Below are 13270 nucleotides of genomic sequence, written 5' to 3'. Positions count from 1 at the left end.
GGGAACATCCTTCCGGGGCAGAATGCGAGGACCGCCCGTGTCATCCAACGACCGCCGCTGCGGAAAGTCACCGATCCGTCACGTCAGGAGATGCGCAGTGGCCCCTTTCGACCCCGCCGATCCCGGCTTCCTCGACGACCCGTACCCGGCGTTCGCGGTGCTGCGGACCTGGGCACCGGTGCACGACCACCCCCTGCTCGGCACGCCCGTCGCCGTCACCCACGCCGCCTGCGCGGCGGTGCTGCGCAGCCGCGGGCTGGGGCGGATCTGGGCCGACGCCGAGCCCGCCACCGAGTTGTCCGCGTTCAACCTGCTGCACCGCAACTCCCTGCTGGAGCGTGAGGGCGAGCCCCACCACCGGCTGCGCGCGACCGTCGCGGGGGCGTTCAACCGGGGCCACACCGCGCGGCTCGCCCCGTGGGTGCACGACCTCGCGGTACGGCTGGTCGACGAGCTGGCCGACGGGACGGGCCGCGGCGGCGACGTCATCGCCACGGTGGCCGCCGCCCTGCCCGTCGAGGTGATCGCCGAGCTGCTCGGGGTACCGGAACCGGCGCGGTCGGCGTTGCGGGGGTGGTCGAACGCGATCGTGACGATGTACGAGCCGACGGTGTCCGGTCCTTCCGGCGACGCCCGGCGCGCGGCCGCCGAGCGGGCGGCCACGGAGTTCGTCGACACGCTGCGCGGGCTCGCCGACCACCGCAGGCGCCACCCCGGCGACGACCTGGTCAGCGACCTGGTGCGGGCGGGCGTCGACGCCGACGAGCTGGTGGGCACCGCGGCGCTGCTGCTGATGGCGGGCCACGAGGCCACCGTCAACGTGATCGGCAACGGGGTGCTCGCCCTGCTGCGGCACCCCGAGCAGTGGGAGCGGCTGCGCGGCCTACCCGCGGGAACCGGGCCGCTCGCCCTCGCGGTCGAGGAGCTGATCCGCTACGACCCGCCGCTGCAGCTGTTCGAGCGCACGGCCGTCGTCGACACCGAGGTGGCCGGGCACCCGGTCCCCGCAGGCACCCGGATCGCCGCGCTGCTGGGGGCCGCCGCCCGGGACCCGCAGGTGTTCGACCGCCCCGACGAGCTCGACGTCGGCCGCACCCACAACCCGCACCTGGGGTTCGGCCTCGGCGTGCACTACTGCCTCGGCGCCCCGCTCGCCCGCCTGGAGGTCGCCGCCGCCCTCGACGCCCTGCGCACCCGCATGCCCGGGCTCACCCTGACCGCCGAACCGCTCCGCCGCCCCGACTTCGTGATGCGCGGGCTGCGCGAGCTCCGGGTGACGGCCTGACGCGCCCGCGCCGCGCCCACACCCCGGTTGCAGTGGGGTGGCCTTGCTGCAGCCGGGCTGGAGTGAAGCCACCCCACTGCAAGCCGCGGGGGGGCGCGGTGGGGTGGGTCAGGGGTGGGGGTGGGGGTGGGGGGGGTGTCCGGACCAGCAGTTCGCGGCGGGCGGCGACGGCGGGGCCCAGCAGCCGGGTGAGGCGCCCGATCAGCACCGCGGTGACGCCGGCGGTGACGGCGGCGAGCAGGTCGAGCACCGCATGCAGCAGCACCCCGTCCGCGCGGGCCTGCACGCCCGTCCGGAGCCCCCACAGCAGCACCACCGCGGCGAGCACCACCCCGGCCGCCCACAGCGCCCACCAGCCCAGCACCAGCCGCGACGGTCGCGGCCGCGCACCGGCGGGCAGGCCGAGCGCGCCGTGCTCGATCTCGGCGAGCACCGAACCGGGGACGGTGAGGTTGACCCCCGGCACGAGCCAGCCCAGGACGATCTCCCGGGGCCGCCGGGACGCCACGACGCCGGCGCCGGTGGCCGCCGCCTCGGCGGCCCGCACCGTCCACAGGACGACCAGCCCACCCGCGAGCAGCGCCAGGATCGGCGCGATCGTGCCCGCCGACAGCACCAGTGCGTCCGAGGCGGCCACCACCCCGGCCTCCAGCGCGTCGGACCGGCTCGCCAGCAGCAGCACGTAGCGCCAGACCTCTGCCGCGGCGGCGACGGTCGCGACCGCCGCGACCGCCCAGAGCAGCGGTACGACGGTGCCGGCGGTCGAGCGGGCGGCGTGGGGCGCGTCCGGTGGACGCGCCCGGTCCGGGGCCGGCCACGGACGGGGCGCGAAACCTCCGCGCGGCCGCTCCCGGTACCGCGGCGGTCCGGCGTAGGGCGCGCGCGGAGCCGGCACGGCCGCGGGCGGACCCGGGCGCGGTGGCTCGGCCACCCACTGCAGCGCGGCCAGGTGGCGGCCGCAGAAGGGGCAGAACGGACCGGCGTCGGGTGTCGAGGCGCGCCCGCACCGCGGGCAGGTCAGCGGTCCGGGCGCCACGGCTAGATGATCTCCGGCGCCCCGCCGCCCTCGGCGACGAGCGGGCGGCCACCGGCGGCCCACTGCTGCATACCGCCGCCGACGTTCACCGCGGGGCGGCCCTGGGCGACGAGGTACTGCACGACCCGCGCCGAGCGACCGCCGGAGCGGCACACGACGTAGAGCGGGTCGTCGGCAGGCACCTCGCCGATGCGCACGGTGAGCTCGGACATGGGCAGGTGCCGCGCACCGGGTGCGTGTCCGGCGTTCCACTCGTCGGCCTCGCGGACGTCGAGCAGTGCCGCATCGGCGGGCACCTCGGCGGCGGGCAGGGATGGGACCGTCATGCGGGCGATCCTGCCATGGGATCCGGTCAGGGGCCGGTGAGCCCGGGGGCCCGCCGGTGCGCGACCGCCTTCTCCGCGCCCGCACCGGTCAGGGACCTGACCTCCATCTCGGCGTACTTCTCGTGGTCGAAGTTCTTCGACCCGCCCACGAACGTGCCGATGACGCCGAGCAGGAACGACAGCGGGATCGACACGATGCCGGGGTTCTCCAGCGGGAAGAGGTCCCAGCCGCCGTCCGGGAACATCACGCTCTGCGGCCCGGACACGACCGGCGAGAAGACGATGAGCAGCACGCAGCTGGTGAGGCCGCCGTAGATGCTGAACAGCGCGCCGGTGGTGTTGAACCGCTTCCAGAACAGGGAGTACAGGATCGTCGGCAGGTTCGCCGACGCCGCGACGGCGAAGGCCAGTGCCACCAGGAACGCGATGTTGATGCCGTTGACCAGGATCCCGCCCGCGATCGCGACGCATCCGACGACCAGCGCGGTGAACCGGGCGACGCGCACCTCCGCATCGGGCGACACCGCCCCGCGCTTGACCACGTTGGCGTAGAAGTCGTGGGCGAACGACGCGGACGCGGTGATCGTCAGCCCGGCCACCACGGCGAGGATCGTCGCGAACGCGACCGCCGAGATGATGCCCAGGAGGATCTCACCGCCGAGCCGGTAGGCCAGCAACGGCGCCGCGGAGTTGGCCCCACCCGGCGCCGCGGCGATGTTCTCCGGACACACCAGTGCCGCGGCCCCGTACCCCAGGACCAGCGTGAACAGGTAGAACAGCCCGATCAGCCAGATCGCCCAGACCACCGAGCGGCGTGCCTCGGTGGAGGTGGGCACGGTGTAGAAGCGCATCAGGATGTGCGGCAGACCCGCGGTGCCGAGCACCAGCGCGAGTCCGAGGGAGATGAAGTCGACCGGGTTGGTGTACTGCAGGCCCGGGCTGAGCAGGTCGGCTCCGCGCTCCGGGCTGTTCTCGACCGCCCGGCCGAGCAGCTCGGAGAGGTTGAACCCGACGATCCCGAGCACCCACGCGGTCATCGCCGCAGCGCTGACGATCAGCAGCGCCGCCTTGATCATCTGGACGTACGTGGTGCCCTTCATGCCGCCGACCAGCACGTAGACGACCATGATGAGGCCGACGACGGCGATCACGACGCTCTGCCCGAACCGGTCGGAGTTCGGGATCTGCAGCAGCAGCGCGATCAGGCCGCCTGCGCCTGCCATCTGCGCGAGCAGGTAGAAGAACGACACCGCCAGCGTGGACGTGGCCGCGGCCGCGCGCACCGGGCGCTGGCGCATCCGGAACGCCAGGACGTCGCCCATCGTGAACTTGCCGGTGTTGCGCAGCAGTTCCGCCACCAGCAGCAGGGCGACCAGCCAGGCCACCAGGAAGCCGACGGAGTACAGGAAACCGTCGTAGCCGTTGAGCGCGATGGCCCCGGCGATGCCGAGGAACGACGCCGCGGACAGGTAGTCACCCGCGATGGCCACGCCGTTCTGGGGGCCGGTGAACGAACGACCGGCGGCGTAGTAGTCCGACGCGGACCGGTTGGTGCGGCTGGCGCGGTAGACGACGTACAGCGTGACCAGCACGAAGGCCAGGAAGATGCCGATGTTCAGCCCGACGTTGCCGACCTGGGTGGGGTCGAGCTCCGCCCGGGCCGGTGAGGTCAGCGGACCGCTCCCTCGACCCGCTCCCGCAACCGGGCGGCGGCCGGGTCCAGGTGTCGGTTCGCGTACCGCACGTACATCGTGGTGATCGCGAACGTGGTGACGAACTGCAGCAGCCCGATGATCAGGCCGACGTTGATGTTGCCGAACACCGGGGTGGCCATGAAGTCGCGCGCGTAGGACGCCAGCAGCACGTACGCGAGGTACCAGATCAGGAACGCCGCGCTCATCGGGAACACGAAGCGCCGCAGCCGCGACCGCAGTGCGGCGAACTCCGCGGTGTCCTGGACCTCTTCGTAGACGGTTCTCGTCGACCGTTCACCGGTGCTGCTCACGGCACGCCTCCCAGATCGTCACCACGCGTACCCACCCGGGCCACTACGGAGCGAACGATAGGGCAGCAGCATCCGCAACGGCGCATGACCCCATCGGGTGGGATCGATGACGTTCAGCGACCGCCCGACCGGCTCCGTTCATCCAGCCGGTCGCGACTCAGGCCCAGCCGCTCCGGGGCGTGCAGCCGCAGCAGCACCTGGTCGACGTCGGCCGGGCGCCGCTCGCGCGTCAGCAGGCTCACCCCGACCATCGTCAGGAACGCCACCGGAACGCTGATGATCGCGGGCCGGTGGAGCAGCACGCCGAGCACGCCGTCGTCGCCGAGGCCGGCCAGGCTCACCGCCACCGCGCCGGTCGACAGCAGCCCGCCCGCGAGCATCCCGGCCACCGCGCCGCGGTCGGTCAGGTCCCGCCACCAGATCCCGAGCAGCAGCAGCGGGCAGAAGGTGGAGGCCGCCACCGCGAACACCAGCGCGACGGCCTCGGAGAAGTCGAGCCGGGTGACGCCCAGCGCGAGCCCGAGCGGCACGATCCCGGCCAGCACGGCGGAGAGCCGGAAGTCGCGCACCCGCCGCCTCCGGAACACGTCCGTGGACAGCACGCCGGCCACGCTGACGATCAGGCCGGACGACGTGGACAGGAACGCCGCCCACGCGCCGGCGGCCACCAGCGCCCCGAGCGTGACGCCGAGCCATCCGCTGCCCAGCGCGGCCGAGGGCAGGAGCAGCACCGCGGCGTCGGTGTCGCCGCTGACCAGCAGCTGCGGGGTGTAGAGCCGCGACAGCGCGCCGAGCACCGTCACCGTCACATAGAACGCACCCAGCAGCGCCAGCACGACCACGGCGCTGCGGCGGGCCGTACGGCCGTCGGGGTTGGTGTAGAAGCGGACCAGCACGTGCGGCAGGCCCATCGTGCCGAGGAACGTGGCGATGATCAGCGAATAGGTGGCGAGCAGGCCCTGCTCGGGGCCGTCCGGGTACGGGGTGAGCCACACCTCGGTGTCCGCGGGCGTGCCGGCCACGACCGGCACCGGGTCACCCGCCGGGAACTCCAGCTCCGCACCCGCCTCCACCGCGTGCAGGCCCGGCTCCCAGCGCAGGGCGGCGCCCGACACCTCGATCCCGTCGACGGTGCCGGTGGCGACCAGCTCCGCGGGCACCCGCACCTCGAGTTGCACGTCGGTGCGGATGTCGACGGTCGTGCGGTCGAGGAACTGCGGCGACGACGGGCGGCTGAAGTCCCGGGCGTCCCCGAGGAAGAAGATGACCACGATGACCGCGGGCAGGGCGATCGCGGTGAGCTTGAGCCAGTACTGGAACGCCTGCACGAACGTGATAGACCGCATCCCGCCCAGTGCCACCGTGCCGACGACGACGACACCCGCCGTGAGCATCCCCGTCCACGCCGGCAGCCCGGTGACCGTGGCGACGGTCAGGCCCGCGCCCTGGAACTGGGGCAGGACGTAGAGCCAGCCGATGAGCAGCACGAACGCCGTGCACACCCGGCGCAGCGCGGGCGAGCCCAGCCGCGCCTCGGCGAAGTCGGGCACCGTGTACGCACCGGACCGGCGCAGCGGCGCGGCCACGAACAGCACCAGCGCGAGGTACCCGGCGGTGAACCCGACGGGGTACCAGAGCGCGTCGACACCGTCGCGCAGGATCAGCCCGGCCACGCCGAGGAACGACGCCGCCGACAGGTACTCCCCCGAGATCGCGCCCGCGTTCGCCGCCGGGCCGACCGTGCGGGAGGCCACGAGGAAGTCCGAGGTGCTCCGCGCCACCCGGACGCCGAGCGAGCCGATCACCGCGGACGCGAGGGCGACCAGCGCCATCGCGACCAGCGCGGAAACCCCGGCCGTGGTCATGGGCGCCACTATGGCAAGCGGTGCGGTCCACGGTCACTACCCCACCCCGTCACAGCGACCGGTCCCGGGCCGGCTCGGGATCGCTGTCGAGGCGGTCGTGGGTGAGCCCGAGTCGCTCCGGGGCGTGCAGCCGCAGCAGGGCGTGGTCGACGTCGGCGGGCACCTCGGCGCGCGTCCAGCGGCTGACCAGCACCATCGTGAGGAACGCCGCAGGCACCGTGACGGCCGCCGGGCGGTTGAGCAGCACCTCGACCCAGCTGGGCGGCAGGTCCACGAACATGCTGACGACCGTGCTCCCCCCGGACAGCACGCCGCCCACCAGCACGCCCGCGATCGCCCCGCGTGCGGTCAGCCCGCGCCACCAGATGCCCAGCACCAGCAGCGGGCAGAACGTCGAGGCCGCCACGGCGAACACGAGCGGCACGGTGAGCGCGAAGTCCAGCCGCGGCACCAGCAGCGCCAACGCCAGCGGGGGGACCGTCGACACCACGGCGGCGAACCGGAAGTCGTGCAGCCTGCCGCGCAGCACGTCGGTGAACAGCACCCCGGCCAGGCTGACGACGAGGCCCGAGGACGTCGACAGGAACGCCGCCGCCGCCCCCGCGGCGACGAGCCCGCCGAGCAGCCAGCCGACCCAGCCCGGCCCGAGCGCGGCGACCGGCACCAGCAGCACGGCCGCGTCGGTCTGCCCGCTGACCAGCAGCTGCGGGGTGTACAGCCGCGACAGCGCGCCGATCAGCGTGACCAGGACGTAGAAGCCACCGATCATCGCGAGCACGACGACCGTGGTGCGCCGCGCCGCCCGGCCGTCGGGGTTGGTGTAGAAGCGGACCAGCACGTGCGGCAGGCCCATCGTGCCCAGGAACCCGGCGATGAGGATCGAGTAGATCTCCAGCAGCTGGTTCTCGGCGTCGCCGGACATCGGTTCCAGCCACGCCGCGTCCGTCGGTGGGGTGCCGGCGACCGTCGGGACCGGTGTGCCCTCGGTGAACTCCAGGCTGCTGCCGGCGAGTACCTGGTGCCGGCCGGGGTCCCACGTCAGCGGACCGTCGACCCGCGTCCCGTCGACGTCGCCGGTGGCGGTCAGCTGTACCGGCTCGACGACCTCCAGCAGCACGTCGGTGCGGATGGTGACCGTGGTGTCGGCCGGGAAGTCCGGGGCCGAGGGCCGGTCGAAGGTGTGGGCGCCGCCCAGGAAGATGCCCGCCACGACCACCGCGGGCACCGCGAGCGCGGTCAGCTTGAGCCAGTACTGGAACGCCTGCACGAACGTGATCGACCGCATGCCCCCGCCCACGACGGTGAGCAGCACGACCGCTCCCGCCGCCGCCACACCGGTCCACGCCGGCAGCGCGGTGAGGATGGTCAGCGCCAGCCCGGCGCCCTGCAGCTGCGGGAGCAGGTACAGCCAGCCGATCAGCAGCACGAACACCGTGCAGACCCGGCGCAGCAGCGGGGACTGCAGGCGCACCTCGGCGAAGTCGGGCACCGTGTAGGCGCCCGAGCGCCGCAGCGGCGCGGCCACGAACAGCACCAGCGCGAGATAGCCCGCGACGAACGCCACCGGATACCACAGCGCGTCGGCACCTTCGCGCAGGATGAGCCCGGCGATGCCGAGGAACGACGCGGCCGACAGGTACTCGCCGGAGATCGCGCTGGCGTTGGCGACCGGGCCGACGGTGCGCGAGGCCACCAGGAAGTCCGACGTGCTCCGCGCCACGCGCACGCCCAGCGAGCCGATGACGGCCGACACGATGCCCACCAGCGCGATGGAGATGAGCGCGACCTGCGCGGAGATCGTCACGTCATTCCTGGACGTGGTCGGCGAAGTTCTGCTCCACCCGCTCGGCCATGCGGGTGTGCCACCAGCCCAGACCCCACAGCACGGGGTAGACGGCGAAGCCCAGCAACAGCCACGGCAGGCGGAACCCGAGCAGCTCGACCCGGCCGATCGCGGGGAACACCGCGAACACCACGGGGAGCAGGCCGAGCGTCAGGCCCGCGAGCAGCGCGAACCGCAGCGCCACCCGCAGCTGCGACCCGATGAGGTCGCTGCGCAGCAGGTCGCCTACCGCTCCCTCCTCCTGGATGTCCACGACCGTGCGCACCGGGTGGGCCCCGCCCCGTCGCTCCGAGAACACGATCTTCACGCGGTTCGGTGCCACCTCGGCCGCACGCTGGTTCGGCACCTCGACCGGGACCGCGGGGGTGGCCGTCGTCGTCGACCCGTCGACGAGGGCGGGGGTGCTCGCCGACCAGAGCACGGTGTCGTCGTCGGCGGGGTCCCGCGTCGGATCCTGCGCGGGCTGCACCGGGCCGGTCAGGTCGAGCCGGTCGAGCCGGTCGAGCCGGTCGAGCCGGTCGGCCGCGTCGGGTCCGCCCGGCGCCGGGCGGCTGCCCGGCTCCTCGACGTCGGACGGTGCGGCGGGCGGGGCCGGTGCGGCCAGCAGGCGGCCGGGCCGGGCCGGCGGGCGGATGTCCGTCGCACCGTCCGGGTCAGCCGCGGAGCGGGTCCGTCCGGGTGCCCACGACGCGGGCGGCCCGTCGGTGGCGGTGGTGGGCGCGGCGTCGCCGGGCGGTCCGCCGGGGTCGCGGGTGAGATCGCGGGTGGACGGGTCCGCCTCGCCCGGGACGGCGGGCCGCGCGTCGTGGACCGGCGGCGCGGGGTCCGCCTCGGGGCGGGTCGCCGGAGCGTCGAAGCCCGGCCCGCCGAACGTGGCGGGCGCGGCGCTCGCGACACCCCGGGCACCGGGACGGAACGCCGTGGGCACCCGCCGGGGCGCGGCCTCCGGCGGGTCGGCGGGGGCGGGTGGGGCGGCCGGTTCGGGACCCGACCATCCACCGCCCGCCGGATCCGGGGAGTGACGGCGGCGGGCCGGCACCCCGCCGGGGGGCAGCGAGGGTCCGCCGAACGGCACGGGCGGGGGGGCGGGCCGTTCGGGCGGCGGCGCCGCGTCGGGCACCGGTGGTGCGTACGGGCCGGGTCGCGGGGCGGCCTCGGGAGCGACCGAGTGGCGGGGGACGTGCTCGACGCCGCGGGGTGGCTCGGTGGAACCGTCGCGCCGGGCGTGCCGGGCCCCGCCGCCCGCGCTGCGCTCGGCCATCCGGCGGCGCATCTCCTCCTGCAGCCAGCTCGACCCGGCACTCGTCGGCTCCGGGCCGGGGCGCTGCTCGGGCGCGGGCTCGGCGTCCTCCCCGGTCCCGGCCTCCACCGACGACGGCGCGCCGTCGGTGTCTGTACTCACGACTTAACCCGCGCCCGGGCCGGCGGTCATCGCTGGCTCCACGCCTGCTTGGTGGCCCGGACCAGGCGGTCCTTCAGCTCGCGGGTGTGGCGACGGCTCACCGGCAGCTCGGCGCAGTCGGGCCCGGTCCCCACGCGCACGACGTACCCGGAGCCGGACAGGCGCAGCTCGGTGACCAGCGGCAGCGAGACCAGGAACGACCGGTGGATGCGCACGAAACCGGCGTCGCGCCAGCGGTCCTCGAGCACCGACAGCGGGATCCGGACGAGGTGGCTGCCCTCGGCGGTGTGCAGGCGGGCGTAGTCGCCCTGCGCCTCGACGTAGCGCACGGCGGATCGCGGCACCAGCTTCGTGGTGCCGGCGAGCTCGACGGGGATGACCTCGTCCTCGCCGTTCTCCTCGCGGGCCGGCTCGGCCGTGGCCGCGGTGCGGCTGGCCAGGATGCGGTCGATCGAGGCGGCCAGACGCTCCGAGCGCAGCGGCTTGAGCAGGTAGTCCACCGCACCGACCTCGTAGGCGTCGACCGCGCGGTCGTCGTGGGCGGTGACGAACACGACCGAGGGCGGCACGGCCATCGACGAGAAGACCCGCGCGAGCTCGAGGCCGTCGAGGCCCGGCATCCGGATGTCGAGGAACACCACCTCGACGTCGGTGCGCTCGGCCACCCGCGTGCCGGTGGCCGCGTTCACGGTGCCGCGGGCGGCCTGCCCGGCCGGGGCCGCCTCGCGCACGCCCTGCCGGCTGTTGAGGATGCGCAGCGCGTCGGTTGCGTCGGCCGCCTTGAGCACGATCCCGACCCGCGGATCCTCACCGAGCAGATACGCGAGTTCCTCGAGTGCCGGCTGCTCGTCGTCCACGGCGAGCACGACCAGTCCACCGGAGCTGTCGATGCTGTCCACGATCTCCTCATCCTGCGCCGGCCCTGACACTGCCCGCCAACCGAACCCGCTGAGCCACGGATCTCGCGACGATCACGAGGTCCGCGGACCATGGTGACGGCGAATCCGTGTGAGTGCCAGTGGCAGACACCAATCGGGTCCGTCCGATCACACGCCGCTACAAACCGTACCGCGCCCAGGTGGCCCGGATCTCGGCCGCCTGCGCCATCCCCAGCAGTCCGTCCGTCCCGAACGGGGAGCCGGCCGCCGGTGCCCCCGCCAGCCCCAGGCGGGCCAGCAGCGGCTTGCGACCCTCGACGGTCACGAGCTCGGCGTCGGGGAAACGCTCGGCGAGCACGCCACGTGCGGTGCCGAGGCCGTCGACGAGTCCCAGCTCGACGGCGCGCTCCCCGGTCCAGACCTCGCCGGTGAACAGGTCGGGACCGGTGGCCAGCCGGTCACCGCGCCGGGCGGTGACCCACGCCCGGAACATCTCGTGCAGCTGGTCCTGCAGGTCGCGCAGCCACTCGACGTCCTCGGGCTTCTCGGGCAGGAACGGGTCCAGGCGCGCCTTCGACGTTCCCGCGGTGTAGAGGCGCCGCTGGACGCCGAACCGCTCGATGAACCCGTCGAGACCGAAGCCCTGGCTGACGACCCCGATCGACCCGACCAGCGAGGTCGCGTGAGCGTGGATCTCGTCGGCGGCGCAGGCCAGCCAGTACCCGCCGGAGGCGGCGACGTCCTCGCAGAACGCGAGCACCGGCACGCCCTTGTCCTCGGCGAGCCCGCGGATCCGGTCGGCCACCAGCGCCGACTGCGTCGGCGAGCCGCCCGGCGAGTTGATCGCCAGCGCCACCGCGACGAGCCCGTCCGGCGCGAACGCCCGCTCCAGCGTCTTCTCCATCGTGATCGCGTTGATCACCGCGCGGGGCACCGGCCCGGCCGTCGGCGTGATCACCCCCTGCAGGCGCACGACCGACACGACCGGTCGGTCGGTCCGGCCGGGGAGCCGGGAGGCGAGCAGGTCCGGGATGCGCAGGCCGTCCATGTGGTCTCACGCTACGCGTGCACCGGACCGGGGTCGTTCAGACGCGGACGTTCGCCCGGAACTTCGGCACCCGCAGCGTGATCTTCATGCCCTCGCCGATGTTCGTCTCCACCACCAGGCCGAAGTCGTCACCGAACGCCGAACGCATGCGGTCGTCGACGTTGCCCAGGCCGACGTGGGCGCCGGAGAGGTGGGCGTCGTCGAGATCCTCGGAGAGCCGCGCGGGGTCCATGCCCACGCCGTTGTCCTCGACGATGATGACGCACTCGGAGCCGGCGTTCTCCGCCGTCAGCGTGATCGTGCCGCCGCTGGGCTTGCCGGCCAGACCGTGCCGCACCGCGTTCTCCACCAGCGGCTGGAGTGCGAGGAACGGCAGCACCACCCCGAGCACCTCGGGCGCGATCTGGAGCTTGATGTTGAGCCGGTCGGAGAACCGGGCCTTCTCCAGCTCGATGTAGCGCTCGATGTTGGTGAGCTCCTCCTTCAGCGTCGTGTACTCACCGGCCGAGCGGAAGGAGTAGCGGGTGAAGTCGGCGAAGGCCAGCAGCAGCTCGCGGGCGCGCACCGGGTCGGTGCGGATGAACGAGGCGATGGTCGTGAGCGCGTTGTAGATGAAGTGCGGTGAGATCTGCGCGCGCAGGGCCCGGACCTCGGCGCGGTTGAGCCGTGCCCGGGACTCGTCGAGCTCGGCCAGCTCCAGCTGGCTGGAGACGTAGCGCGCCACCTCGGCGGTGGCGCGCAGCAGCACCGGGCTGGCGGTGGAGGTCGTCAGCGCCGCGAGGGTGCCGACGATGTTGCCGTCGGTCTCCAGCGGCACCACGACGATGCCGCGCACCTCGCAGCCGGGGTGGTCGCACGACAGCGACGAGTGCGAGAGCACCTGCTGGCGCCCGGTGGAGATGACGAGCTCGGCCAGCGTGCGGACGTCGGGCTGGTGCTGGTCGGAGTCGCCGTCCCAGCCCAGCCGCTCGCCGCGGGCGTCGGTCATCGCCAGCGCGCAGGTCTCCAGCAGGGTGCGCAGGTAGGGCAGCGCGAACGAGGCCGACTGGGTGGAGAGCCCGACCCGCAGCGCCGGGGCGGCGAGCGCGACCGCGTGCAGGGTGCCGAAGGTGGCCTTCTGCAGCGGGTTGTCGAAGGCGTTGCGACGGCTGCGCAGGTAGAAGAAGACCGCGGCACCGGTCGCCAGCACGAGCAGTCCGGCGAGCCCCAGCGTCACCGGCGACTGCACGACGTCCACCGCACTCCCCTCACCGGCCGCCTCGGATACGCTCATCGACATCGTCAGACTAGCTGCGGAGAAGTGACATCATGCCGACAGCACCCAACGCATGCCGCCATCCCTCGACCGCCCGCGCGGAAGTGATCGAGGACGGCAAGGGGAACGTGATCGGCTATCACCACCGGTGCACCGAATGCAGCATGATCATCAAGACCGAGATGCTCTGACCCGAATCCGCAGGTAGGTGCGCGACACGGGCCCCGAAATGAGGATGGGTGCCCTGCTGAGCTGGGAAAATGGTCTGTGCGAAGAGATCAAAGTCCCGGGCGGAAGGGCACCCATCAGATGCGGAAGATACGCGGT

General features: G+C 73.6%; 12 protein-coding genes. 2 read left to right on the top strand and 10 right to left on the bottom strand.

All coding sequences use genetic code 11. The features are described 5' to 3' along the window. Nucleotides 1–97 precede the first annotated feature (97 nt). Nucleotides 98–1285 (top strand): cytochrome P450, encoded by a 1188-nt coding sequence (locus Q1K26_RS16650; RefSeq protein ID WP_300013317.1) that lies wholly within the window; start codon nt 98–100, stop codon nt 1283–1285. On the opposite strand, the gene Q1K26_RS16645 is transcribed toward Q1K26_RS16650, so the two are convergent. The 10 genes from Q1K26_RS16645 to Q1K26_RS16600 all read right to left on the bottom strand — a co-directional run bounded on the left by Q1K26_RS16645 (nt 1209) and on the right by Q1K26_RS16600 (nt 12961). After that, a complete protein-coding gene (locus Q1K26_RS16645) occupies nt 1209–2321 on the bottom strand; it encodes a DUF4328 domain-containing protein (RefSeq protein ID WP_300013314.1) in 1113 nt (370 codons plus the stop codon). The two genes, Q1K26_RS16650 and Q1K26_RS16645, sit on opposite strands and share 77 nt — an antisense overlap. Before the next feature lie 2 nt (nt 2322–2323). Next, the gene (locus Q1K26_RS16640) at nt 2324–2647 is read right to left on the bottom strand and encodes a rhodanese-like domain-containing protein (RefSeq protein WP_300013311.1); all 324 of its coding nucleotides are present in this window, start codon (nt 2645–2647) and stop codon (nt 2324–2326) included. Nucleotides 2648–2673: 26 nt separating this feature from the next. After that, nucleotides 2674–4239 (bottom strand): cation acetate symporter, encoded by a 1566-nt coding sequence (locus Q1K26_RS16635; RefSeq protein WP_300013308.1) that lies wholly within the window; start codon nt 4237–4239, stop codon nt 2674–2676. 77 nt (nt 4240–4316) lie between these two features. Next, on the bottom strand, nt 4317–4652 hold the full coding sequence (locus tag Q1K26_RS16630; protein ID WP_300013305.1) for a DUF485 domain-containing protein: 336 nt from the start codon (nt 4650–4652) through the stop codon (nt 4317–4319). Between the two features lie 113 nt (nt 4653–4765). Next, on the bottom strand, nt 4766–6517 hold the full coding sequence (locus Q1K26_RS16625) for a cation acetate symporter (protein ID WP_300013303.1): 1752 nt from the start codon (nt 6515–6517) through the stop codon (nt 4766–4768). Nucleotides 6518–6566: 49 nt separating this feature from the next. Then, nucleotides 6567–8321, bottom strand: a complete 1755-nt coding sequence (locus Q1K26_RS16620; protein ID WP_300013301.1) for a cation acetate symporter — start codon at nt 8319–8321, stop codon at nt 6567–6569. Between the two features lies 1 nt (nt 8322). Next, nucleotides 8323–9762, bottom strand: coding sequence for a hypothetical protein (locus tag Q1K26_RS16615; RefSeq protein ID WP_300013299.1), 1440 nt, complete (start codon nt 9760–9762; stop codon nt 8323–8325). Between the two features lie 26 nt (nt 9763–9788). Continuing rightward, nucleotides 9789–10661, bottom strand: coding sequence for a LytTR family DNA-binding domain-containing protein (locus tag Q1K26_RS16610; protein WP_300013296.1), 873 nt, complete (start codon nt 10659–10661; stop codon nt 9789–9791). 157 nt (nt 10662–10818) lie between these two features. After that, nucleotides 10819–11688: a S49 family peptidase gene (locus Q1K26_RS16605; RefSeq protein ID WP_300013293.1), complete on the bottom strand. Its 870-nt coding sequence runs from the start codon at nt 11686–11688 to the stop codon at nt 10819–10821. A gap of 37 nt (nt 11689–11725) precedes the next feature. Further along, entirely contained in the window at nt 11726–12961 is a 1236-nt protein-coding gene (locus tag Q1K26_RS16600) for a histidine kinase (protein ID WP_300013290.1), read from the bottom strand. A 35-nt stretch (nt 12962–12996) separates the two neighbouring features. Between Q1K26_RS16600 and Q1K26_RS16595 the strand changes: the two genes are divergently transcribed. Then, nucleotides 12997–13134, top strand: a complete 138-nt coding sequence (locus tag Q1K26_RS16595) for a hypothetical protein (protein ID WP_300013287.1) — start codon at nt 12997–12999, stop codon at nt 13132–13134. The last annotated feature ends 136 nt before the right edge of the window (nt 13135–13270 follow it).

This window comes from Pseudonocardia sp. (assembly GCF_029263155.1).
In the GTDB taxonomy this organism is placed as follows: domain Bacteria; phylum Actinomycetota; class Actinomycetes; order Mycobacteriales; family Pseudonocardiaceae; genus Pseudonocardia.
The sequence above is the reverse complement of the archived record's forward strand: the minus strand, read 5'-3'. Positions and strand labels throughout refer to the sequence as shown.

Bases quoted from the DNA above. Each gene is read 5' to 3' on its own strand.
- Q1K26_RS16625 (WP_300013303.1), bottom strand. From the start codon at position 6,517: ATGACCACGGCCGGGGTTTCCGCGCTGGTCGCGATGGCGCTGGTCGCC.
- Q1K26_RS16600 (WP_300013290.1), bottom strand. From the start codon at position 12,961: ATGAGCGTATCCGAGGCGGCCGGTGAGGGGAGTGCGGTGGACGTCGTG.
- Q1K26_RS16640 (WP_300013311.1), bottom strand. From the start codon at position 2,647: ATGACGGTCCCATCCCTGCCCGCCGCCGAGGTGCCCGCCGATGCGGCA.
- Q1K26_RS16595 (WP_300013287.1), top strand. From the start codon at position 12,997: ATGCCGACAGCACCCAACGCATGCCGCCATCCCTCGACCGCCCGCGCG.
- Q1K26_RS16605 (WP_300013293.1), bottom strand. From the start codon at position 11,688: ATGGACGGCCTGCGCATCCCGGACCTGCTCGCCTCCCGGCTCCCCGGC.